Raw genomic sequence first — 23,279 nt, 5'->3', positions numbered from 1 at the left:
TTAGAAAGTAAACCAGTCTTTCCATTCTTGATAGGGGAAATCATCGGGTAATAGTTTTAATAGATGGTCAGGGTTACCGGGTTTTTCAATAAAAATATTACTGGCTGTTTTTTTGCCAATACCCGGTATAGTCATTAACTGCTCCGGGGTCGCTTCTTTAATTTTAAAAGGCCAGGGCAGGGCTGTTATGGAGCGGTACCCATGATCAATAACCCTGACATCAACAAATCTGTTCAGTTTAAGTTTCCCCGGGATTCCGATAAGGATGGGGTAACTACCCAGCTGGCGGCCGTAAGTAATTTTACCCCTTATCTTTTCCGTCAACACCCGTTTCATAATGGTTCCCCGGGGGAAAACCCTTTTCAGCATAGGATGGTTTATATTCCGGTTGACCCTTTCTTTATATTCCAGAAACTTACCCCGGTCTATCTTTATTCTGGGGTATTTACCGAGGGTCACTACCTGCCTTATATTAATCCTTCTTAACATCAACCCCTGGTCCAGTAATCTTTTGAGAAAATTATAGTTGTAATCAAAGGTTTCTTTACGCTCCCCGATTAACCCATGGAGAAAGTTAATTCCCGGGAGGAGTTTTGGTAAACCATTTTCCCGGTACCCACCTATTTCATTCATCATTGCAACTGCCCTATAAGTGGTTTCAGGATCAGTTTCAATATTGTTTTTCTCAAGGACAAGGGGGTCAGCTGATTCCAGGCCAAAGGCCGCAATATCCCCGGGTGTATTGTACCGGGTAATTGTTTTTAAAATCTGTTCACTTTCCTTTTCATATTGAACTAGATTATATGGATTTATGTTATCAAGATGAAGGACTTCCAGATCAGGGTCAGCTTTCCTTATCCCCCGGTAGAGTTCCTCAATGGCATCAGGATTGGGCATCAGTTTCCCATTTAGCCGGGTTGACTGGTATAATAACAGGTCTGTTTGACACCCCAGTCGGTAAAAATGGTTACCATATTGTGCCAGTTCCTTAACTTCAGCAATAATTTCTTCAGGTGACCTCTGGTATGTCCTCTGTTTTAGGCGTTCACTACAGAAGGCGCAATGCCGGGACCGGGGGCAGCCCCGGAAGGTTTCAATTTCACAGATAAGATGGGGATAGTCAGGGTGCTTTATAGTTAAACTGGCCCCCTTGACGGCCCAGTTGGCAATCGATTTATTCAGGGTTGAGGGGTTTACTTCTTTATCTTTCAGGGCTTCATACAGGTTAATTGCTGTAATCTCGTCACAGACAAGGTCAAACCCGTTAAAATCCTTTTTAACCAGGGTTACCGGTCCTCCGATAACCTTCTGGGGATAATATAGCTTTGAACCCAGTTCATTTATTTCCTTAAAGGAAATAGGCTTTCCCCCCAGGTAATGGCCGGGAACGGTGGTCCCGGCAACAATAATAACCAGGTCATAATGTTCAAGGTCTTCGATGGATTTTTCCCAATCTCCCCTGAGTTCATCTATGGTATAGTATTTAATATTTTCTTCCCTGAGTCCACAGTCTAACAGGGATCCATAGGTGTATCTGATCTCCGGGGAAATATATGGTGGTACCCCCAGACAGGAGGGCTCGTCCAGATAACCATCGATGAGGGCTGTTCTGATACTGCTGGTTTTCATAATATCACCCTTACAAGTATTTATTAGTCCTTTTACCAGATAATGACAGCAGGTTTCAGAGGATTCTTCAAGAATTATTATATTATAAAACAGGGTAAAAAATAAATGGGGTGAATAGATATTGAGGCAAAGTGGTTTAATAATTTTAATAGTTGTCATAAGTTTAAGTGTAGTTATAAATCCGGTGATTGCTGGTAATGTTGCCCAGAAACTGACAGAACCCCCTCTCAAAACCTTAGATTTAAATACTTATGAAAATAAAGCTCCGGGAGTAAAGCTAATAAAATTACGGGAACTTGGCCGGTATTATGGCTGGGTTATTGGTTATATTCCTTCCCGGAAGACGGTTACAATAATGGCTAATGGTAAACGATTGTATATAGATATCCGGGAGGGGGAGCTAAATGATGTAAAGCTTGATAATCCCCCTGTTATAGAGGAAGGTCGCACTTATTTTAATTTAAAATTAACAACGAAAATCCTCAACCACATTTACGGTGAAAGGCCCCGGTTAATGGCTAAACTGGACCTTGAGAAAAAGGAATATCACACCGGTGAGATGCTAAAGGCCAAACTGGTAATTTTGAATTTGTCGGTTAGACCTTTAAATTTAACCTTTAATTCAGGTAAAAAATACGACCTGGTACTTTATAAAGCTGGCAAAGAGGTTAAGCGCTGGTCCCGGGGTAAATTCTTTACCATGGCCCTTGAGAAGATAAGTCTGAAACCAGGTGAAAACAAGGTTTACAGGATAGAAATGTTGCTTGATGATATTGAACCCGGTAATTATTATGTAAATGCTGAACTGGCTACAAATCCGGTAACTGGTTTTAATGGAGTTGAAATTAAGATTGAGTAGATTGCGACAAAAGAGCTATTTATTGTAAACTTCAGGGGAATCCAGGGCCTGCAAGGGGCACCTGGATTTTTCTTGTTGGTCTGGTTATAATATTTAGAAGTTGAATCCAATAATATAGTATGGTACATTTGATTAGGGAGCAGGATTTTTATAAATTATGGTTAATATTATATGAGTGGCCCTTTTTCCTCCAGATTGATATTTTTGATGTGATAGCGGTATTTTTCAGGTATATGAATTATACATCTGTTTTTAAAACTAAAACTATCAGGAACAATAAGGATAATGAAAATGATATGAAAGAATATGAAAGGATGGTGCTTTAAAAATGAGTTATGACCTTATTAATGTTGAGACTGCTATGAAGATAACAAAAGAGGAAGTGGTTGATAACTATAAGAAATATATTAACCCTTCCCTGGCCAAAATGCTGGGGTTATTAAATTTTGATAAACAGTTTGTAAAAGCTAATGGAGTCCGTGTCTGGGATAGTGAGGGTAATGAATACCTTGATTTTCTGGGGGGATATGGTGCCCTTAACCTGGGGCATAACCCACCTGAAGTCCATGAGGCCCTGGAAAAGGTTAAAGAGATGCCCAATCTTTTGCAGGCTTCAATGGGAACCATGGCCAGTGTGGCTGCCCGTAATCTGAGTAAACTTACCCCTGGCAAGTTGACCCATACATTTTTCAGTAATAGTGGAACTGAGGCAGTAGAAGGTGCGATTAAACTGGCCCGGATTGCTTCAGGGAAGAAAAAAATAATCTACTGTAAAAATTCATTTCATGGCAAATCCATGGGATCCCTATCCATTACAGGGAGGGAAAAATATCAGAAATTATTTAAACCACTGGTTCCGGAAACTGAAAGTGTCCCCTTCGGTGATGTTAAAAGCCTTGAAGAAAAATTTAAAGAAGGGGATATTGCTGGCTTTATTGTTGAGCCAATTCAGGGGGAAGGTGGCATAAATTTACCACCTGATGGGTATTTTAAAAAGGTTAGAGAATTATGTGATGAATATGGTGTTTACTTAATTTTAGATGAAATTCAAACCGGTTTTGGCCGGACCGGAAAAATTTTCGCCTGTGAACATGAAGGGATTGTTCCTGACATTATGTGTCTGGCAAAATCCCTTGGTGGAGGGGTTATGCCCATAGGGGCCTATACAACTACTGAAGAAATCTGGTCTAAAGCTTATGGAAGTATGGATAAAGCCCTGCTCCATACCTCTACCTTCGGAGGGAATACCCTGGCTACTGCAGCTGCTATAGCGGCTATGGAACAGATTGTAGAACAAAAATTAAGCCAGCAGGCTGCTGAAAAAGGGGAGTATTTTATAAATCGACTTAAGGAACTGGCTGATAAATATGATTTGATAAAAGAAGTCAGGGGTCGTGGTTTAATGATAGGAATCGAGTTTAAACAACCAGAATCGGGTCTTCTGGACAAAATCTCCCAGGGTATGGTAAGTAAATTCTCTCATGAGTATCTGGGATCAATGGTAGCAGGTGCCCTGTATAATGATTACAGGATTATTACCGCCTATACCCTGAATAACCCCAATGTAATTAGAATGGAACCACCTTTGATTGTAACCAGAGAAGAAATTGACACCGTAATCGGGGCTCTGGAAGATATTTTCAGTAAAAATAAAGGACTATTCGGTTTTACTGTAAACAGTGCTAAAAAGGTTTTATCAGGATTTTTCAAAAAATAACTTTTAAAATCTTTGAATTGTGGTATAATGTTTCATGGGAAACATTTTCTGACAATAAGGGGAATGCCTGCAAAATAAAGAATAAACACCATCCGGAGTTTGATTTAATGTTGGTTGCTTGATACCATTTAAATAGTGTTAGGGAGATATAGAGCACGTTAGTGAGTTATAAAGTACCAGTAAAACATAAATCAGGGGTACCAGGATTTATCCAGAAAGCGGGGTGAAAATGTGAAGATCCTTGTTTTAATTCTATCAGCTCTGGGTGATGCCCTGTTTACGACACCGGCACTCAGGGCTTTAAGGAACGGTTATCCGGATGCCAGAATAGATGCCCTGGTCTGGGAAGATAATAAAACTATTCTGGAAGGCAACCCCAACCTGGATAGGCTGATAGTCAGTAAAGGGAAAGGAAAGCTTATCTCCGATGTTCAGAGCTTAAGGGAGGAGGTTTACGACCTGGCCATTGGATTATCCAATGCAGGCAGTTATATAGCATATCTGGTTAATGCCAGAAAAAGGCTGGGTTTCAAGGGTTCTGAAATAGGGTGGATGTATGACTTCAATGTACCCGATGATAGAAACATCCATGCCGTCGATTACTGCCTCGAGATTGTAAAGGTGGCAGGGGGTAAACCCGATATAAATCCTCACCTCGAGGTTGCAATAAATGACGAACAACGTCGGTCTGTGGCTGAATTTATGAAAAAAAAGGGTATTATAACTTCTTTACCCCTGGTGGCTATTCACCCTGGAGGTAAATATTTCTCCTTAAAGCGCTGGCCAGTGGATAAATTTTCTGAGTTGGTTAAGGTCCTGGATAAAATGATACCCCTTCAGGTTGTTCTGGTCGGAGGGCCTGATGATAGAGAACTTGCCACCCGGATTATTGACCCTGATTATAATTATAACCGTAAACCTGTAATTGTTGCCGGAGAGTTATCGGTTAAGGAAACTACGGCCCTGCTGGAACAGGTTGATTTGTTTATTGGAAATGATTCTGCTCCCCAGCATATGGCCTCAGCTGTGGGGGTACCGGTGGTTTCTCTGTTTGGCCCTACCAATCCGGCAAACTTTTATCCATATGGGACTGAACACATTATAATTCGCTCTGACCTCTCCTGTAGCCCCTGTTTTTCCTGGTTGGGGGATTTAAAACAATACCTGCCTGAATATTTACCAGAATGGGTAACTAAATGTAAGGGTAAGTGTATGGAGGAAATAGAGGTAGCCGATGTTGTCAGAGCGGCCCGGCAGTTATTAGTTAACAAAAGGTCAGGTTATAAACTTATTTCAACTGGGGGTAGTGTCTAAATGAAAATCGGTTTTTTTACTGACAGCTATAAACCATATATGAGTGGTGTGGTTAAGTCAATTGAGACCTTTACAGAACAGCTACAGAAAAAGGGACATGAGGTCTACATTTTTGCCCCTAATTATCCGGAAGCTGAGGAAGAAAATAACATTTACCGGTTCAAGTCGATACCAGCCCTGACCAATCCCGGCTTCCGTCTTGCTATACCAATATCCACCCGGGTGGTTCAGGAGGTAAAGGAGATCGGCCTCGATATTATACATACCCATTCTCCCTTTTTAATGGGATGGCTCGGCAGGTTTGTGGCCCGGAAACTGGATATTCCCCTTGTCTTTACATACCATACCCTGTATGAGGAATATGCTCATTATGCTCCCTTTGGCCAGCAGATTGCCCGTAAACTAGCTATTAAGTACAGCAGGGATTATTGCCAGTCCTGTGATCTGGTTATTGCCCCCAGTAAATTTGTAGAAAATATGCTCAGGGGATACAGAATTACCACACCGATTAAAACTGTATCGACCGGTATAGACCTTAATCCTTACCGGGAAAAGGACGGTCTCTGGGTCAGGGCTAAGTATAATATTAAGGATGACGAAAAGGTTTTATTATTTGTAGGTCGTCTTGGCCAGGAGAAGAATGTTGCTTTTCTATTGAAGGTCTTTAAAGAAGTTGTTGATAATCTAACCAATGTTAAACTAATGCTGGTTGGAGACGGCCCCCAGCGGCAGAAATTAGTCAGGCTTAAAGAAGAGCTTTCCCTGGGTAATAAGGTTATATTTGCTGGCTGGCAACCCCCGGAAAAGGTTGTTGATTTCTATCTGGCCGGTGATCTCTTTGTTTTTCCTTCAATGACAGAAACCCAGGGTCTGGTTACCATTGAAGCCATGGCCGGAGGGCTTCCAGTAGTAGCTGTAAATGCAGCGGGCTCAAAAGTTATGGTAGATGATGGATTGAATGGTTTACTGGTTAAACCTAAAAAACATATATTTGCCCAGGCTGTTATTGATCTTATCACCCATAAAACAAGGTATAACCTTTTTATGAAAAATGCCCTCAAGAAAGCAGAGTCTTTCTCAATAGAGGTTATGACCGATAAATTACTGGAAGGCTACCAGGAGATTTTGAATGCAGGAGATGAATTTCAAAAGAATTTAGCCTGATTTTACGTTAAAATTGATTTTTTTAAGTTATATTTGCTTTTTAAGGTTTATTATAATAGATTTTCTGGTCGAAAAACTGGACGATGACTTCCGCAGACATATAAAACATTTTGATGATTTTGTTCGTTATATCTGTGTTATAAAATAAATTGGAGTGAAGTTCATGGAACTGAGTAGAAGGACCATAAAAAGGGGTATAATTCTATCAGTAAGTGTCAGTATTGTAGCCCTGATACTGGTAATGGTATTAACCCAGAATGAACTTACTTTTAAATCCTTTAGTAGAGTAAACACTGTTTATCTGGTAATAGCTACCTTAATAATGCTGACCTTCTGGATTTTAAAGGCGTTAAAACTCAAGGTTTTAACCCATGTGCTTGGGGGAAAGGTTTCAACTTATAAAGTCTTTACCATTTACCTGGCCAGTGCTTTTGTGTCTCATGTTACCCCTTCTACTTCAGGTGGGCTGCCATTTCAGATATATTTTTTACACCGTGAGGGTTTACCCCTGGGGAAAACTACAGCCCTGACTGTCCTTGATGGAATAATAACTTTTTTATTTTTTATAATAGCAACCCCCTTTTTACTGCTCCTCTGGGGTGAATATTTAAATCTTGGACCTAAAATTGCAGGTCTTTTTCATATTGCCATGTGGCTTGTTATTTTATTTATTGTCATCAGCTTTATTCTCATTTTTAATGCCAGTAAGGCCAAGGTTTTTGTCAACTGGCTGGTTAATCTCAGGTGGGTTAAAAAATATTTTAAAGATGAAACCCTACTTAAATTTAAAAACTTTATTGAAAAAGAAGTAGATTATTTTAATGAAGGAATAAAGATATTATTTAAGAATAAACGGGATATGTTTCTGGTCATTTTCTATACCATATTATACTGGTTTTTTTATTTGAGCCTGGCCCCTGTTTTGCTACTGGGACTCGGTATCAAGATAGCAATCCCACCCATTATTCTGGCCCAGCTAGTCTTTAATTTTATTCAACCCGTAATCCCGACTCCAGGGGGAAGTGGGGGAGCTGAACTCGGCTTTGCTTATTTATTTAAGTTTATGGTCCCCAATTATTTACTCGGTATATTTGTGGCTATCTGGAGGTTTTTTATGTTTTACTCCAGTTTAATAGTGGGTGGTTTATATTTTATTAAACTGGTTAGGGGGACGGACTACCTGGAAAAATAGGGTAGTTTGATAGATTTTGTGATTACTGATATAATTAAAGTAAGATAAAGGTAAAGAAAGGTACATAAAGTTATAATAATTCAGGGTCATTTGGTCATTCAAAAATGATTATTAGAAATTTTCTCTCGTATAGAGGGATCAGGAGGGGAGAGTAATGAACTTAAAGAATTGCCCCAAATGCGGGAAGTTATTTGCAGTCCAGGGTAGTGAAAAAATATGTCCGGTCTGTAAAAAAGAAGAAGAAGATGACTTTCAAAAGGTAAAGGAATACCTATGGGACAACCCCGGGGCTACTATTGAAGAAGTTCATGAAGAAACAGGGGTAGAACGGGAAACCATTATTAAATTTGTTAAAGAAGACCGGTTGATTGCTGAAGGACTGGATTTAGAAATCCTTCTGGAGTGTGAACGTTGTGGTGATCCTATAACCCACGGGCGGTTCTGTGAAAAGTGTCAGCAGGAGCTGGTTGAGGGTTTAAGCCCTACCCCCAGGAAGAAAAAGAAACCCAGAAAAAAAACAAAGCGGACCAGGGACAAAATGTTTATTGCTGACCGTGTTGTTAAGAGAAAGAAGAATACTGACCAATAGAAAGCCGGTTTATGGTTTTCAGCCTACCAAAATAACTAACTTTTTTTATCGGTAGTATGCTGAAGGGCCATAACTGGCTTTTTTTAATGTCCGGGACAATTTACGTTTATTTTAAAAGAAAATGGTGTTATCCTGATTTAATTAACTATAAACAGGTTTTATTAATATTAACGTAGCTTAATTTAATTATATTTCTTACGATATATTAAGTGAACGATATTGCATAAATAATTGATATCCTATATATGAACCTGGGTTATAGTTATATTATGCAAAATGAATTTTTATAGATAATAAAATATTGGTGGTGATATAAGTGCGGGTAAATGAGACACAGGGTCAGAAAATAAGCCAGTTATATATAGAAAAGAAAAAAGAAGTTAATAAGAAGAATAAGATGGCGCGTAAAGACAAAATAACCATTTCTAATAAGGGTATCAAGGTCTCCGAAATAAAACAGGAACTGGCCCGGATTCCTGATGTCAGGAAGAGGAAAATAGAGTCCCTGAAAAGGCAGATTCAGGAGGGCAATTACAGGGTTCCGGCCCGGGAAATTGCCAGAAAGTTAACTGAAAATATTTAAAATGTATTCTGGAGTGAGGCAATTGCTATATGAAAATTTCCTAAATCTATTTAAAAAAGAATATGAACTTTATTGCCAGCTACAAGATATGGCTGAAAGGAAGCAGGAAGCTATAGTAGATAATAATGTAGAAAAGCTGACAGAGATAATGCACAATGAGCAGGAACTCATTGATAAAATTAGTGATATGGAAGAGAAAAGGCGGGAGCTTTTAGCTGAAATTGCTCATAAACAGGGTTTTGAAGGGGACAAGATATCATTCCAGCAGTTGTTTACACTCTTTCCCGAAGAAGATAAGGCTGAACTGAAGGAATTAAAGGAAGATTTTCTGGAGGTTTTAAGTGATTTGCAGACTACCAATGAAAGTAACCGCCAGTTAATTGAGGATTCATTGAAGATAAACAACTTTACTTTACAGTTGATTCGCCAGGCGGCTGGAAAGAATGTAACCTACAAAAAACCCGGTAAAAAGGATGAAGGTTCGGATCACATAATAGATAGAAGGGCTTAAGGAAGGGGATGTGTATGTCAACATTTTATGGAATAGAATTGGGAAAAAGAGCTTTACAGGTTCAGAAAAAATCACTTGATGTAACAGGTCATAATATTGCCAATGCCAATACAGAGGGCTATTCCCGGCAGAGGGCGGTTCATACCACAACCGATCCCTATACCGTTCCCGGGTTTACAAGCCCGGCCGGGGCCGGCCAGGTAGGAACCGGAGTTAAAATTGAACAGATAGTAAGGTTAAAGGATGATTTTATTACTTCCCGTATTAATAATGAAACCCAGGATCTGGGGGCCTGGGAGGCCCGTAAGGATAATTTACACCAGATTGAACTTATTTTTAATGAGCCGTCTGAAAATGGACTAAGAAATCTGATGGATTTATTCTGGTCAAGCTGGCATGAATTATCATTAAACCCCGAAAGCGAAGGGGTCAGGTCAACTGTCCGGGAACAGGCAAAAACCCTGATAGAGGGTTTTAAGAGTACATATAACCAATTAATCCAACTTAAAGATGATATCAACCATGATATTGATGTAAATGTTCAGAGGGTTAATACCCTGGGTGAAAAAATTGCCATGTTAAACAAGAGAATTGTAGCGGTAGAATCTGATCCCCAGAAGAGAGCCAATGATCTCAGGGATAAAAGGGACCTGCTGGTAAAAAAGTTAGCAAAGTATATTAATGTACAGGCCCATGAAGATGGTCAAGGCAATTTGAACCTCAGTATCGGCGGAGTTTCTTTTGTGACCGGGGATACATTTCATAAAATAGAGCTGGAGGAAATTACTCTACCAGGTACTACCAGTTATAAAGTTGTTAAACCAGTCTGGAGTCATATTAACAGTGATGTGACTATTACTTCAGGCAAGATAAAAGGCGCCATGGATGTAAGGGATAAGGATATAATCCAATATATTGATAAGCTTAATGAACTGGTAGAAGGTATTGTTACTGAAGTTAACAGTATCCATTCTTCTGGTGAGGATCTCAATGGAAATACTGGTGTAGACTTTTTTGATTCCAGTAAGACCACAGCCGACACCATGTCCCTCGACTCGGCGATTGAATCTGACCTTAATGCTATAGCTGCTGCACAAACAGGTGGTGGTGTTGGTGACGGCAGGAATGCTGAAGCCATAGCTGAACTACAGAATGCATTAACTATGTCCGGTAATAAATCTACCTTTAATGAATTTTATACCTCCATTATCTCAGGTTTAGGTGTCGAAGCTGAAAAGGCCAATATGATGTATGATAACCAGGAAGTAATGATCAATAACCTTGAGAATAAACAGGCCAGTATATCAGGAGTTTCCCTGGATGAAGAGATGGCCAATATGATTAAATTTCAGCAGGCCTATAATGCTGCTGCCAAGATGGTTTCCAAAGTTGATGAAATGCTCAATACTTTAATCAATGGTATGATATAAGGGGTGTGAAAAATGCGAATTACCAATAATATAATGGTTACCAATTTAAAGAACTATTTACAGCGGGGTATGAAAGCCCTGGATAAATATAATAAGAAACTGGCTACCGGGAAGGAGTTTACCTTACCGGAGGAAGACCCGATTGCAACCCAACGGAGCATGATTCTTCACTCTGCTCTCAAAGCCAATAAACAGTATCAGCGAAATGTAGACCATGCCCAGGACTGGCTTTTGAATACAGAATCAGCCTTACATGATGTTAATGATGTCTTGCAGAGGGCTTACCAACTGGCTGAACATGGAGCCAATGATACTGTATCTGATGAAGAGCGAGAAGCTATTGCTCAGGAAATAGAAGAATTAAACCAGCACCTGGTGCAGCTGGCCAATACAAAGGTTGCCGGTAAATATATATTCAGTGGCAGTGCTACGGATACAAAAGCCTATGTGGCTAATTATAATAGTGGGACAGATACCTATACATTTACTCATTATCAGGGCGATAATGTTAGTCTAACTGCGGAGATAAGTCCCGGTGTCCCGGTGGATTATAATATTAGTGGAGAGGATGTTTTTGGTCCTAATGGTGAGCTCTTTAATATTCTGGAGAATTTGCGCCAGAATCTAAAAAACGATAATAGGGATGCTATTGAAACCCGGATTGGGGAATTAGAAGCAGAGATGGATAATATAATGAAACACTTCTCTATAATCGGAGCCAAGACCAATCGTCTGGACTTATCGAAAAACAGATTATCCAGTGAGGAACTTAATTTAAATCAATTAATTTCCCGTAACGAAGATGCAGATATGGCAGAAACTATAATGAACCTCAAGATGCAGGAAAATGTTTTCAGGGCAACCCTGGCTTCTGGAGCCAGAATCATTCAACCGAGCCTGGTTGATTTTATAAGATAAAAAAGCTGAAGGGGTGAGGGAAGATGGGACTAAAAATTGAGCAACGTCCTTCCCTTATAGGTGTAAAAAATATCCCGTCCAGAATGAGGGTAAGGTATGATCTGGCCCATAATTTTAAAATCAAATCCAGATTTTCCAGGGTTTATATTGATTCCACCACGCCAAGGGTTCATATAGACCAGAAGAAAATCAAAGAAGCTATCGGTTATTATAAACCTATGAGTTTTATTAAGGTAAAGAAACAGGAAAATATCCAGAAAGGGATTAAAAAGATTAATTCAATACATAAGGAGAAACATATTTTAAAAGCTATTGCCAATAAGGGTAAAGTAGACCCTGAAGTAATTCGAGATAAGGTTCTTAAAGATAAACCGGCGCTTAATACAAAACCTGGGTTTATGCCCAAAAACAAGCCTGAGGTCAGATTTGACCTGGGTCAGGTTAATATTAAAGCTACCAAACCCTTCTTAAAGGTTTATAGCCGCCCAAATTTCCCGGATATAGATTATAAACCCGGAGATGCAATAATATACTTGCGTCAGAAAGGGTATGTAAAGGTTGACTATGTGGGGAAGAAAGTTAATCGTTTAATGTGAGTGATTTATTATTTTAAGAAGTATCTCTGTTAAATTTGAACTCAAGGGTGCTGGTATTAATGAAACTCGATATAGAGACTACCTACAGTAAAATAGGGGTAAAATCTATTCCAGGAAGAGTATATATAAAGAGCAACAGGGATTTTTCCATGAAGAAAAAATTACCCCGGATGAGACTTAAAACTGGCAAAGCAAAACTTGAAATTGACTGGCGTAAGACTAAATATGACCTCGGAATTAAAACGATAAAACAATTAAACAGGGACCATATCAAAAAAAGTATTGATAAGGGTTTAAAGGCCACCGGTAAAATTGCAAAAGAAGGGGACAGGCTCGCCAGAATCGAAGATAACAACTATAAAGTTATTGCAAGGATTGCCCGGGAAAATTTTAATGATAAATTATTTAATGGTAATGTGGGGTTGATACCACAGCACCCGCCTGATATAAATATTATTAGATCAGGGGTCAAAACTGAATTAGACTGGGGAAGGGTTGATGTTATTAAAAAAGAAGTGTTCTCTAAAATAAGTGGGGAGCCAGGTAAAACCCGGGTGTATCTAAAAGAAAAAGGCATGGTTGAGGTTACATATAGGGGGAATAAAGTAAATATTAAGGGTTAAGAATGGAACCTAAATGAAAATTAACTTAACAGGTTATACTCACCACTTTTTTAGGTCTAGGCTGTCATAAAGTAAGAATGGAACTTAAAGTGAAACTTAATCTATGGGAGGTAGTAGGGAGGTTAATATGAAACTTAATACAGAATTATATGGGGAATTAGAGTTTAATACAGAAGATATAATTATCTTTAAAACTGGCCTGCTGGGTTTGCCTAAATATAAAAAATATTTATTGCTTTCATGCTGGGATAAAAGTCTCCCTTTTTATACCCTTTATTCAACAGAAGAAAATGATTTTTACTTTATCCTTATAAAGGCAGATGAGTTTTTCACTGATTACAAAATAAAGCTGACATCTGCTGACAAAAAAGCTTTAAATTACAGTGAAGGTGATATAGTACAGGTTTTTAATATTGTTAATTTTGCAGACGATATTGAGGACATCACTGTTAATTTAAAGGGACCTCTCGTTATTAATCTATCCGGGAATATTGGAAAACAGGTAGTGCTGGATAGTGATAAATATGATCTCAAGTACCCATTATTCAAAAAATTTTCACAGGCCCTGAAATAGAAAGTGGGATTTTTATGCTTATATTAACCCGAAAAAAGGATGAAGCCATTATTATTGATGATAAGATAAAGGTAAAAGTGGTTGAAATAGACGGGAATAAAATTAAACTTGGGATAGAAGCCCCTGATGATGTTACCATTCATAGGGAAGAGGTTTTGAAAGAAATTCTAAAAGAAAATAAACAGGCCTTGAAGCAAAAGAGGGTTCTTAACAGAGATTATACCAGCCGCATTAAAGAGTTTATAGCGAAAAAGGGCTAGAAAAAACTCAGAAAATGAGTAAATAAGCTGAATAGGATAGCATAATACAGAAAAGTGACGATAATTTATTATAACAGTAATACATTTCTGTAAATTAGTGTTCAAGAATGTCATTTTTATTACGATAATTAATAATGAACATGAGTAAGTGATATGTGAGTAAGTGATATGCCGAGACAAGAAACGATAAATATTTAAAATCATATTAAATATTTTTTAAAATATTATTTTTATAATTAATTTATTAGCAAGGGACCAGCAACTTAAAAAATTTTTTAGGTTGCTGATCTGTTGCTGATACAAGCAACACTTGTAGTCGGCCGGCTACATATAATCTTAAAATGGGGCAGGGAGGCCCCTAAAAAAATCAAGGAGGATGATATTTTATGATTATTAATCACAACATTAGTGCTATGAATGCTTATCGTAATCTGCAGTTTAATGATGTGAAGATGGGTAAAACCATGGAAAAACTTTCTTCTGGTTACCGCATCAATAGAGCTGCAGATGATGCTGCAGGTCTGGCTATCTCAGAAAAGATGCGTGCTCAAATTACAGGTTTAAACCAAGCTATCCGTAATGCTCAGGACGGTATCTCCCTGGTACAGAGTGCTGAGGGTGCTTTAACCGAAGTACACAGCATGTTAAACCGTATGCGTGAACTGGCTGTACAGGCTGCTAATGATACCAATACAGATGAAGACCGTGCTCACCTCAATGCTGAGGTTACTGAATTAATTAATGAAATTAATCGTATAGGTAGTCAAACAGAATTTAACGAAATGCAGGTTCTTAATGGCTCATTTGATGCTTCTGCAGGAGGTACTGCTATATTCCATATTGGTCCTAATGCTAATCAGACCATAAATGTTAACGTTGCAAGTATGAATGCTAACGCTATAGGTTCTACTGCTGATGTTGCCAATCTAGCTGCTATATCTATTTCTACTCAATCTAATGCAGAAATTGCTCTTGATTCTATAGATACTGCCATTAACCAAATTTCTCAGCAGAGAGCTAAACTTGGTGCTGTTCAGAACAGACTCGAGCATACAGTAAATAACTTAAATGTTACCAAAGAAAACCTGCAGGCTGCTGAATCAAGAATTCGTGATGCTGATATGGCTGCTGAAATGATGAAGTTCACCAAGCAGCAGATTCTGGTTCAGGCCGGTACTGCTATGCTGGCTCAGGCTAATGCTAAGCCTCAGGCTGTTCTGCAGCTGCTTGGTTAATATTAGCTTTATTTTTAGAGGGCCGGCCGGAGTATTCGGCTGGCCTTTTTAAATAAGGAGAGATAGCTATGAATATTCGAGAGTCTGATAATATTACTCAACCAAGAACGTTAAATAAGATTAATCCTGAAAGCAGTGTTTTTCAAAAAGAAGAAAATTCGGATGAAAAAAGCTGTAAAACTGAAACATTAAATCAGAAAGAAATTAATAAGGCCCTGGAAAAGGTTAATGGTACTCTAAAAGAATATAATCAGGATTTAAGATTTGAATATTACGAAGAAGCCGATCGAATGATGGTCCAGGTGGTAGATATAAAAACCCAGGAGGTAATTAAAGAAATTCCCCCGGAAGAATTGTTGGATATAATAGCAAAAATAAAGAAAATGGTTGGAATGGTAATTAATGAATTAGTTTAGTCAGGGGGTGTAATAAATGAGTTTCAGTATAGGTGGTTTAGGTACAGGGCTGGACACCAATCAAATCATTGATCAGATGATGCAAATTGAAAGGCGCCCCATTTATTTACTGCAGCAACAGCAGGAAGAAATTCAATCAGATTTATCAGCATGGGGTTCTGTAGAAAGTAAATTGAATTCATTTAAATCAAAAGTCGATGATATTGAGTCTATCTTTGGGAAAATGGCTGTTACTGTAAATGATACTGAAGTAGTAGATGTTACAGTTGATTCTTCTGCTTCTCTCGGTACATACAATATAGAAATTACCCAGCTGGCACAGTCTCATGCGGTAGCTTCTGATGCCCAGGATGATAGTACATCAAACTTAAATTTGAGTGGTACTTTTTCTATTAACGGTACTGATATAACTGTTAATACTGATGATTCATTAGAAGATATAAAGAATCTAATCAACCAAACAAGTGATACAGGTGTTACGGCCAATATTATAGATAATACGTTAGTATTAAAGAGTAATGAAACAGGGACAACTAATAGTATTAGTATAAGTGATGTATCAGATTCTGTCGCTCAACAACTGGGATTAATTTCTGATGCAGCCGGTACGATAAAGAACGAACTTCAGACTGCCCAGGATGCTATTTTCAGCCTTGATGGCCTTTCAATTACCCGTAGTTCAAATGAAATAAATGACGTGATTCAAGGGGTTACCATTTCATTAAAAAAGGGAGGCGGAGCAAGCACTCAGTTTACAGTTAATAAAGATATTGGCGGAATGATTGAAGAAATTAAAGCATTAATTGGTAGCTATAACAGTGCTGCAGGTACCATTTCTTCCATGACTGAAAAAGATGGCGAACTACAGGGTGATGTAACTCTTAATCAAATTGCATTCAAACTGCGCAGAAATTTGACAGATCCCTTTTTCGCTGATAACAGTGCAATTAACCAGCTTTCATTAATTGGTATAGAATCTGATAGATATGGTAATATTTCTGTAAATGAGACTGAATTAAGTGATGCACTGGAAAACAGCTTTGAAGATGTTAAAGCATTATTTACAGCTACAAGCAGTACAGAAGGATACAGTGGTTTACAGGAACGCATGAGTAACTATCTTTCAAGTATACTGGATTCTAATGGTTTTGTTGATGGAACCAAGGAGATGTTGCAAGAGCAGATTGACGATATTAACGAGGAAATTCAGGATCTGGAGTACAGTATGACATTACGAGAACAAAAATTACGGCAGGATTTTATTGCCATGGAGAATGCAGTAGCTTCTATGAATAATCAGCTTTCCTGGTTACAGGGACAGTTTTCTAACATGAGCTCTGGACTAAGTTCACTGGGCATATAAGATCGATTTTCTATAAGATGGGTGTTTATACCTAGGTATTTTTTGCCTGGGTATTCTTTTTAATAAAATTAAATTATTAAGAATTGATGAAAAGGATGGTTTACAGTGAAGGTAATTATTGATGAGCAAATAGTAAAAATTGAAAAGCTACCAGAAAATTTACTGGAATGTTTAAAGGTAATAGAAAAAGAAATTAATCAAAGTAATAAAGCAATAAATACTGTTCATATTGATGGTGTTCCCCTGGAAGAATTTACACTTGACAAGGTAAAGGAAATGGATATATCAGATGTGGATACTATTGAATATGAAACCAAATCTGCTGAAGAGCTTTTTAGTGAAGGAGTTCAGATGCTTGAAGATTATTTACCTAAGTTAAAATCAGGTGTATATGAAATTATAAATTTACTTGAAGAAAACCGTTTAAGTGATGCATTTAGTTTAATAGCTAAAGCTACAGAAGGTTTACATTGGGTTATTAACAACTTAATGTTATTTAGAGATTTTCTCTTAAATGATATAGAGAAAGAGATTGATTTTAAAGATTTTGATAACTACATGTCAAATACTAATAATTTTTTTGCAGAGATTAACAGGGCCATTGAAAGAAGAGATTATGTTCTTATAAGGGATTTGTTTGAGTATGAAATAGTTCCTAAACTTGAGAAATGGCAGAATTTAAATCAAAAAATAAAGGAACTGTATTTGTAGAAATAAAGGTGGTTAAAAATGGACAAAAATTTATTCAACAAAAATATGCAGGCAATGGCTAAGTATAATATATCTTTGTATCAAAAATTATGTAATTTTAATCCTGACAGTGACAAATTTTTACTGGATAAAGCTAGAAACGGGAGTCCTACCTTGAAAATTAAAGAAGGGAAAACCACCAGGTTGGTTCATAGTCGATATAATCCTGAAAGGGAGGCTGATAAATGGGTTAAAAAGATTAATTTTAAAGGGAGAAAAAAAATTTTCTTTCTTGGGCTTGGCCTCGGGTATCATTTAAGATTTTTGCTGGAAAGAAAAAAAGGTATTGATTATATTATTGTAATTGAACCTGAATTATCAACATTATACTGGAGTTTTCATATATATGATTATTCTAATTATATTCGTGAAAATAAATTAATATTTGTTTATAGTAAAGGTGAAAATGAAAATTATATCAGACAGGTATTAGCCAGTATTGATATGCTTAATATGAAAACCTTTTTTTCAGTAACTACCCCTTTGACTGGAATATACCACAAAGATGTTTTTGCAAAACTGAATAGTTTTATAAAAGATCATCTTATAAGCTGTATTATTAATTTTAATACAACTGTAACGTTTAAATATAATTGGTTAAATAATTTTAAACACAATATGACTTATCTATTTCAACATCCTGGAATAGATGTCTTAAAAAATAAATTTGTGAAATTCCCGGCTATTATTGTATCTGCAGGTCCTTCACTGGATAAAAATATTCATTTATTAAAACAGGCTAAAGATAAGGCTGTAATTATTGGTGTTGGTACATCACTTAAGGCAATACAAAATACTGGAGTTAGACCTGATATAGTTGTTTCCGTTGACCCTGCTGAGGCCAACTGGAAACATTTCCAAAGTACTGATTATGATGATGTTTATCTGGTGGGAGATATATTGAGTTATTATAAAATACTTGACCAGCATAATGGTAAAAAATTTTTCTTTTCCACTTCGGCATACAATGTAATTCAAAAATTATTACCAGATGAATATGGTTTACCACCACTTAGAGGTGGAGGTTCTGTTTCGCATTCTGCTATGGAGCTTGCTCTGTTAATGGGGTGTGAGCCCGTAATTTTTATAGGGCAGGATCTTGCCATTAAAGAAGATGGAACTACCCATGCTTCAAATACAATTTACAGTGTAGAGAAAGATGAATCTGGGGAAAGTTTAATGGAGGTAGAAGGAATAGATGGTACAAATGTTGAAACTCCTGTGCGTTTTTATTCATTTCTAAGATGGTTTGAAAAAAGATTAGCAATGCTTCCTGAAAAAAAGCTTATTATCGATGCTACTGAAGGTGGTGCAAAGATTAAGGGCACAAAAGTAATGGACTTTAAAGATGCTCTCGATAAGTACTGTAATACACGGGCAGATATTTACAGTAAACTAGATGAATTACATAGACAGTTTTGCTCCAGGAAAAAGGAAGTGTTAATTAAACATTTTAAAGAAAATATTAGTAATTTAAATTGTCTTAAAAAGCTTGCAGAAGAAGGTTTGGAGATGATTCCTGATGAAGATAAAATTTTGTTTAATATAAAAGAAGTGGAGCTACAGGATTTATTTTTGCAACTTGAGGATATTGAATCTCGGATTAAAAAGGGACAATCTGTTAATCAATTAAGTGAAGTGATTGCATTTTCAGAAGTAAGTCGAATATTAAATAATGAGGAAATTGATGAGACTATTATTAATGGTGGGCATGAAGAAAAAGTTGCTGCTATATTAAACCAATCCAGAGAATTGTTCTCTGCTTTAATTAATATATACAGTACAATGGAAGATTATCTTGAAGATTTATTAGATTTGTTAAATGAAAGTAAATAAGGGGTGAGTTTTTATGCCAGAAAATCCTTACCAGAAATATAAAAAAACCAGGTTTGAAACTGCAAACAGGGAAAAATTGATTTTAATGCTTTATGAAGGGGCAATTAAAAGTCTTAATCATGCTAAAAAGGGTATGGAAGAAGATAATATTGAACTTATTAATGAATCCCTGAAAAAATCTCAGGATATAATTAATGAATTAATGGTAAGTCTAAATCCAGAAGCAGGAGAGATTGCAACAAATCTATACAGCCTGTACGATTATATGCAAAGACGTCTAATTGAAGCTAATCTAAAAAAGGAAATTGAGCCTGTAAAAGAGGTTAAAAAAATGGTTGAGGAACTTCATGAAACGTGGAAAGAGGCTATGTTACAGGTACATAAGACTAAGTATGCCGGTCAGAAAAAGCAGGGAGGATTTTCTCTTGAAGGATAACTCCTATGATGCATGTAAAGTTGTTAAAGAAAATTTTAAGCTTTTGGAAAAAAAGTATAATTTGTTTTACGATTTAAGCCTGAAATTAAAACAAATTATTAACAATAAAGATGGGCAAAGTGTTTTAAATATTATAAAAAAAAGACAAGAGTTAATAACTCAAATAGAACGCCTCGAAAAAAACATAAATAATTATTTATATAAATACGACTTATCAGAATCTGAATTTGAAAGTGATAAAGAGAATATTAAATTGTATATAGAAAAAAATTTAAAAATCAATAAGAAGCTACATAAAAAGTTAAAGCATGCTAAAAATGATATATTACAAAAATATTTTACAATTCGCAAAAAGAAAAAAATTAAAAGTGGTTACGAAAAAAATCAAGTAAAATTACATCGTAGGATTATTGATAAAAAATATTAATATATTATTTAGTTGCAAATAGGGGGAATTAGATTGCCACAAAAATTATTGATTACGGGCCGGACTAGAAGTGGGACAACGTTTTTAACAAATTTTTTGAACGCTCAAGAGGAAATAACCTTGTTTAGTGATATTTTTCATGTAGTAGCAGGCAAGTTTTTATCTCAACCAGTTCAAACTAAAGTGATAAATTACCATAAAAAGTTGACAAGTAAAGAAAAAGATATATATTTACATTATATAAAAGTTGGTCTAGAGATGCTCGGGGACAAAACAAATTATAAGTTACAAGTTAAACCAGAAGAATTTACAACAGCCAAAGAATTATATGAACTTTTATTAGATTCTATACATAAACCAGGGGATAAGGTAGTTGGACATAAGGTTACTGAGGTTGAAATCAATGTAGAAAATATATTGAGCAATACTGATATGAAAGTTTTATATATCATCAGGGACCCGCGAGATGCAGTATTATCTGCTGTTAAAAAGTTTGGTAATTCTGTATTTCATGCAGTAACCAGTTGGAAAAAGGCTATAGATAAAATATTAAAAATAAATTCTAATAAATTGCTAGTTATCAGATTTGAGGATTTAATAAAAAAGGATTTGTATTTAAAAAGTAAACTTGAGGGATTTCTTGGAATTAACATAGACTATAATATTAATGAAGCTAAGTCGCATGAAAACAAGAGTTTTATTGGGAACTCTTCTTTTTCTGATGTTGATAAACTTTTTGATTTAAGAGCTGTTGAAAGATGGAAGAATAGAAGTGAATTTATAGTCAAATATATTTATATGGAAACCCTGGATTATATTCAAAAGTTAGGGTATGATTATATGGAATTAGATAAAAATGATTTTTCTATAAAACAAGAGGTAGACAAAATGAAACAAGAACATGAAAATTTAGTGCAACGATTAGGTAAAAACAAGCAACAGATAAATAAATTGTTGTTTTCCTAGAATTCAAGAGGTGGTATATTAATGAAACCCTATATCATCGGTGAGACAGCTTATAATCATCAAGGTGACATCCATTATTTAAAAAGAATGATTGATGACATTGCTGAAATAGGTCTCCAGGCAGTTAAATTTCATTTGTTATTAAATCCAGAGAGTTATTTACAAAATAAACACCCTTTAATTAAAAAAATAAAAGAATGGATTTTTACTGAAAAGGAATGGGATGAGATTATTAATTATTCAAAACAAAAAGGGCTTGATATGATAGCCCTTTGTGATGATTTGGACTCATTAAAATTTATAAAAAAATATCATCGTGACTTGAAGGGAATAGAGATACACGCCTCTTCCCTTAATGATTATTTTTTATTAGAAGAAGCCAGAGATTTTCCAAATAGCGTCATCTTAGGAATTGGTGGTTCAACTCTGGATGAGATTGAGTATGCCGTCAATTTCTTGAAACAAAGAGGCAAAGAAGATATTATATTAATGTATGGTTTTCAATCCTATCCAACTGATTATACTCAAATTAACCTGGCTAAAATGCAAAAGCTAAAAAATTTATTCAACTTGCCAGTAGGTTACGCTGATCATACTGCCTATGATGACAAATATAACGTAGATATTTCAGTGATGGCAGCCGCTATGGGAATTAATATCCTGGAAAAACATTATACCCCTGACTATGGGGTTAAAAGAATAGACTATCATGCCGCGGTGGGTAAAAAGCAAATGAAACAAATTAAAGATAAAATGGAGTTGTACCTTACTGTTTTAGGGGATGGATCTCTTTCAATGTCAGACAGTGAATTAAAATATGGGAATACAGGTCCTATGAAAAAGGCTATTGTAGCCCGTCGTCCCATAAAAAAAGGTGAAAAACTCACCTTTAGTAACCTTTGTTTTAAAAGAACAGAAGAAGAGTCCCCTGTTCCCCAGAAAATGTTTATTAATTTGCTTGGAATTGAGGCTTACCAGGATATTGATAAAGATGAAATTATAGATTTTTCCAAAGTAAAGTACAGATTTAATAAACAATCATACTCTGATTTAACTGGAGGATTGGAGGATTAATACGTGAAAATAGGTTTTCTAATAACAGCCCGTTTAAAATCAAGCAGGTTACCGTTTAAAATTTTAAAGGACTTAAATGGTAAAAAGGTCATTGAACGTATTATTGACAGGGCTAAAGAAGTTGATGATATATCAGAAATAGTTTTATGTACATCAACAAACCCTCAAGATAAACCCCTTATAGATATTGCTAAAAAGAATGACATTTACTATTTTAATGGCAGTGAAGAAGATGTATTACAAAGGCTTTTATCGGCATCCCAATTGTATAGTATGGACTATATCGTAGGCATAACTGCTGATAATCCCCTCTTTACTATCTATTATTCTAACCGTATAGTTGATGAATTTAAAAGAAACAATTATGATTACATAAAATTGAAGGGTTTACCTCTAGGGTGTGCTACATATGGGATGAAAGTAAAGGCCTTAGAGACTATCTGTGCAGTGAAAAACATTGTCGACACAGAAATCTGGGGCCCTTTAATTGATAGACCGGAATTATTTAATATAAAAACTATTGAAGTAGATCAATTCTTAAGAAGGCCTGATTATAGACTAACACTGGATTACATAGAAGATTATGTTTTGCTAAACAACATATATAAAAATGTTCCCTTTAAAAATGTTATAAAATTATATGATGTAATTGACTACCTGGATCAAAACCCTGAAATTGTTTCTATAAATTCTAATTGCACCCAGCTAAATTTAGACGATAAGACCCTTAAAATTATTGAAAAAAATTTTCTAGATAATATAAAAACTATTAACAAAATTAAAGAAGAGATATATAGTCAATAATAGAAGTTTCTCT

At 36.1% G+C, this 23,279-nt stretch carries 26 protein-coding genes; 25 read left to right on the top strand and 1 reads right to left on the bottom strand.

The window, feature by feature from the left end:
* Nucleotides 1-1,629, bottom strand: a complete 1,629-nt coding sequence (locus HORE_RS08970) for a radical SAM protein (RefSeq protein ID WP_015923443.1) — start codon at nt 1,627-1,629, stop codon at nt 1-3.
* A 121-nt stretch (nt 1,630-1,750) separates the two neighbouring features.
* Between HORE_RS08970 and HORE_RS08965 the strand changes: the two genes are divergently transcribed.
* The 25 genes from HORE_RS08965 to HORE_RS08845 all read left to right on the top strand — a co-directional run bounded on the left by HORE_RS08965 (nt 1,751) and on the right by HORE_RS08845 (nt 23,266).
* A complete protein-coding gene (locus HORE_RS08965; RefSeq protein ID WP_015923442.1) occupies nt 1,751-2,488 on the top strand; it encodes a BsuPI-related putative proteinase inhibitor in 738 nt (245 codons plus the stop codon).
* A 119-nt stretch (nt 2,489-2,607) separates the two neighbouring features.
* A complete protein-coding gene (locus HORE_RS08960; protein WP_041606028.1) occupies nt 2,608-2,814 on the top strand; it encodes a hypothetical protein in 207 nt (68 codons plus the stop codon).
* 2 nt (nt 2,815-2,816) lie between these two features.
* Nucleotides 2,817-4,205, top strand: a complete 1,389-nt coding sequence (locus HORE_RS08955; RefSeq protein WP_015923441.1) for an aspartate aminotransferase family protein — start codon at nt 2,817-2,819, stop codon at nt 4,203-4,205.
* 231 nt (nt 4,206-4,436) lie between these two features.
* Nucleotides 4,437-5,519, top strand: coding sequence for a glycosyltransferase family 9 protein (locus HORE_RS08950; protein ID WP_015923439.1), 1,083 nt, complete (start codon nt 4,437-4,439; stop codon nt 5,517-5,519).
* Nucleotides 5,520-6,683: a glycosyltransferase family 4 protein gene (locus HORE_RS08945; protein WP_015923438.1), complete on the top strand. Its 1,164-nt coding sequence runs from the start codon at nt 5,520-5,522 to the stop codon at nt 6,681-6,683.
* Nucleotides 6,684-6,846: 163 nt separating this feature from the next.
* Nucleotides 6,847-7,875 carry a lysylphosphatidylglycerol synthase transmembrane domain-containing protein gene (locus HORE_RS08940; protein WP_015923437.1) on the top strand — a complete coding sequence of 343 codons (1,029 nt, stop codon included), beginning with the start codon at nt 6,847-6,849 and terminating at the stop codon, nt 7,873-7,875.
* Nucleotides 7,876-8,029: 154 nt separating this feature from the next.
* Nucleotides 8,030-8,464, top strand: coding sequence for a TIGR03826 family flagellar region protein (locus HORE_RS08935; RefSeq protein WP_015923436.1), 435 nt, complete (start codon nt 8,030-8,032; stop codon nt 8,462-8,464).
* Nucleotides 8,465-8,780: 316 nt separating this feature from the next.
* Nucleotides 8,781-9,047 (top strand): flagellar biosynthesis anti-sigma factor FlgM, encoded by a 267-nt coding sequence (gene flgM, locus HORE_RS08930; protein WP_015923435.1) that lies wholly within the window; start codon nt 8,781-8,783, stop codon nt 9,045-9,047.
* A 1-nt stretch (nt 9,048) separates the two neighbouring features.
* On the top strand, nt 9,049-9,558 hold the full coding sequence (locus tag HORE_RS08925; protein WP_083763031.1) for a flagellar protein FlgN: 510 nt from the start codon (nt 9,049-9,051) through the stop codon (nt 9,556-9,558).
* Nucleotides 9,559-9,572: 14 nt separating this feature from the next.
* On the top strand, nt 9,573-10,988 hold the full coding sequence (gene flgK, locus HORE_RS08920) for a flagellar hook-associated protein FlgK (RefSeq protein ID WP_015923433.1): 1,416 nt from the start codon (nt 9,573-9,575) through the stop codon (nt 10,986-10,988).
* 12 nt (nt 10,989-11,000) lie between these two features.
* Nucleotides 11,001-11,906, top strand: coding sequence for a flagellar hook-associated protein FlgL (flgL, locus tag HORE_RS08915; protein ID WP_015923432.1), 906 nt, complete (start codon nt 11,001-11,003; stop codon nt 11,904-11,906).
* 23 nt (nt 11,907-11,929) lie between these two features.
* Entirely contained in the window at nt 11,930-12,502 is a 573-nt protein-coding gene (locus HORE_RS08910) for a DUF6470 family protein (RefSeq protein WP_015923431.1), read from the top strand.
* 59 nt (nt 12,503-12,561) lie between these two features.
* Nucleotides 12,562-13,125, top strand: a complete 564-nt coding sequence (locus HORE_RS08905) for a DUF6470 family protein (RefSeq protein WP_015923430.1) — start codon at nt 12,562-12,564, stop codon at nt 13,123-13,125.
* Between the two features lie 127 nt (nt 13,126-13,252).
* The gene (fliW, locus tag HORE_RS08900) at nt 13,253-13,699 is read left to right on the top strand and encodes a flagellar assembly protein FliW (RefSeq protein ID WP_041606027.1); all 447 of its coding nucleotides are present in this window, start codon (nt 13,253-13,255) and stop codon (nt 13,697-13,699) included.
* 14 nt (nt 13,700-13,713) lie between these two features.
* Nucleotides 13,714-13,959, top strand: a complete 246-nt coding sequence (csrA, locus tag HORE_RS08895; RefSeq protein ID WP_015923428.1) for a carbon storage regulator CsrA — start codon at nt 13,714-13,716, stop codon at nt 13,957-13,959.
* A 386-nt stretch (nt 13,960-14,345) separates the two neighbouring features.
* The gene (locus HORE_RS08890) at nt 14,346-15,194 is read left to right on the top strand and encodes a flagellin N-terminal helical domain-containing protein (protein ID WP_015923427.1); all 849 of its coding nucleotides are present in this window, start codon (nt 14,346-14,348) and stop codon (nt 15,192-15,194) included.
* Nucleotides 15,195-15,262: 68 nt separating this feature from the next.
* Nucleotides 15,263-15,610 carry a flagellar protein FlaG gene (locus HORE_RS12520; RefSeq protein WP_015923426.1) on the top strand — a complete coding sequence of 116 codons (348 nt, stop codon included), beginning with the start codon at nt 15,263-15,265 and terminating at the stop codon, nt 15,608-15,610.
* A 16-nt stretch (nt 15,611-15,626) separates the two neighbouring features.
* Nucleotides 15,627-16,973, top strand: a complete 1,347-nt coding sequence (fliD, locus tag HORE_RS08880) for a flagellar filament capping protein FliD (protein ID WP_015923425.1) — start codon at nt 15,627-15,629, stop codon at nt 16,971-16,973.
* 105 nt (nt 16,974-17,078) lie between these two features.
* Complete coding sequence (locus tag HORE_RS08875) at nt 17,079-17,684, top strand: DUF8042 domain-containing protein (RefSeq protein ID WP_015923424.1); 606 nt, start codon at nt 17,079-17,081, stop codon at nt 17,682-17,684.
* Nucleotides 17,685-17,702: 18 nt separating this feature from the next.
* On the top strand, nt 17,703-19,559 hold the full coding sequence (locus HORE_RS08870; protein WP_015923423.1) for a motility associated factor glycosyltransferase family protein: 1,857 nt from the start codon (nt 17,703-17,705) through the stop codon (nt 19,557-19,559).
* A 13-nt stretch (nt 19,560-19,572) separates the two neighbouring features.
* Nucleotides 19,573-19,995 (top strand): flagellar export chaperone FliS, encoded by a 423-nt coding sequence (gene fliS, locus HORE_RS08865; protein WP_015923422.1) that lies wholly within the window; start codon nt 19,573-19,575, stop codon nt 19,993-19,995.
* Nucleotides 19,985-20,422, top strand: coding sequence for a hypothetical protein (locus tag HORE_RS08860; RefSeq protein WP_041606024.1), 438 nt, complete (start codon nt 19,985-19,987; stop codon nt 20,420-20,422). The genes fliS and HORE_RS08860 overlap by 11 nt, the downstream gene beginning before the upstream one ends.
* Nucleotides 20,423-20,455: 33 nt before the next feature.
* Nucleotides 20,456-21,388 (top strand): sulfotransferase, encoded by a 933-nt coding sequence (locus tag HORE_RS08855; RefSeq protein WP_015923420.1) that lies wholly within the window; start codon nt 20,456-20,458, stop codon nt 21,386-21,388.
* A 21-nt stretch (nt 21,389-21,409) separates the two neighbouring features.
* Complete coding sequence (locus HORE_RS08850) at nt 21,410-22,462, top strand: N-acetylneuraminate synthase family protein (RefSeq protein ID WP_015923419.1); 1,053 nt, start codon at nt 21,410-21,412, stop codon at nt 22,460-22,462.
* A 3-nt stretch (nt 22,463-22,465) separates the two neighbouring features.
* A complete protein-coding gene (locus HORE_RS08845; protein ID WP_015923418.1) occupies nt 22,466-23,266 on the top strand; it encodes a cytidylyltransferase domain-containing protein in 801 nt (266 codons plus the stop codon).
* Nucleotides 23,267-23,279: the final 13 nt, after the last annotated feature.

The organism is Halothermothrix orenii H 168 (assembly GCF_000020485.1).
In the GTDB taxonomy this organism is placed as follows: domain Bacteria; phylum Bacillota; class Halanaerobiia; order Halanaerobiales; family Halothermotrichaceae; genus Halothermothrix; species Halothermothrix orenii.
Note: the sequence above shows the minus strand (reverse complement) of the source record. Positions and strands in the feature narration are given on the sequence as shown.

Bases quoted from the DNA above. Each gene is read 5' to 3' on its own strand.
- HORE_RS08940 (WP_015923437.1), top strand. From the start codon at position 6,847: ATGGAACTGAGTAGAAGGACCATAAAAAGGGGTATAATTCTATCAGTA.
- csrA (WP_015923428.1), top strand. From the start codon at position 13,714: ATGCTTATATTAACCCGAAAAAAGGATGAAGCCATTATTATTGATGAT.
- flgK (WP_015923433.1), top strand. From the start codon at position 9,573: ATGTCAACATTTTATGGAATAGAATTGGGAAAAAGAGCTTTACAGGTT.
- fliW (WP_041606027.1), top strand. From the start codon at position 13,253: ATGAAACTTAATACAGAATTATATGGGGAATTAGAGTTTAATACAGAA.
- fliS (WP_015923422.1), top strand. From the start codon at position 19,573: ATGCCAGAAAATCCTTACCAGAAATATAAAAAAACCAGGTTTGAAACT.
- HORE_RS08970 (WP_015923443.1), bottom strand. From the start codon at position 1,629: ATGAAAACCAGCAGTATCAGAACAGCCCTCATCGATGGTTATCTGGAC.
- HORE_RS08945 (WP_015923438.1), top strand. From the start codon at position 5,520: ATGAAAATCGGTTTTTTTACTGACAGCTATAAACCATATATGAGTGGT.
- flgL (WP_015923432.1), top strand. From the start codon at position 11,001: ATGCGAATTACCAATAATATAATGGTTACCAATTTAAAGAACTATTTA.
- HORE_RS08935 (WP_015923436.1), top strand. From the start codon at position 8,030: ATGAACTTAAAGAATTGCCCCAAATGCGGGAAGTTATTTGCAGTCCAG.
- HORE_RS08925 (WP_083763031.1), top strand. From the start codon at position 9,049: ATGTATTCTGGAGTGAGGCAATTGCTATATGAAAATTTCCTAAATCTA.
- HORE_RS08910 (WP_015923431.1), top strand. From the start codon at position 11,930: ATGGGACTAAAAATTGAGCAACGTCCTTCCCTTATAGGTGTAAAAAAT.
- HORE_RS12520 (WP_015923426.1), top strand. From the start codon at position 15,263: ATGAATATTCGAGAGTCTGATAATATTACTCAACCAAGAACGTTAAAT.
- HORE_RS08905 (WP_015923430.1), top strand. From the start codon at position 12,562: ATGAAACTCGATATAGAGACTACCTACAGTAAAATAGGGGTAAAATCT.
- HORE_RS08890 (WP_015923427.1), top strand. From the start codon at position 14,346: ATGATTATTAATCACAACATTAGTGCTATGAATGCTTATCGTAATCTG.
- HORE_RS08870 (WP_015923423.1), top strand. From the start codon at position 17,703: ATGGACAAAAATTTATTCAACAAAAATATGCAGGCAATGGCTAAGTAT.
- HORE_RS08955 (WP_015923441.1), top strand. From the start codon at position 2,817: ATGAGTTATGACCTTATTAATGTTGAGACTGCTATGAAGATAACAAAA.
- HORE_RS08960 (WP_041606028.1), top strand. From the start codon at position 2,608: ATGGTACATTTGATTAGGGAGCAGGATTTTTATAAATTATGGTTAATA.
- HORE_RS08850 (WP_015923419.1), top strand. From the start codon at position 21,410: ATGAAACCCTATATCATCGGTGAGACAGCTTATAATCATCAAGGTGAC.
- fliD (WP_015923425.1), top strand. From the start codon at position 15,627: ATGAGTTTCAGTATAGGTGGTTTAGGTACAGGGCTGGACACCAATCAA.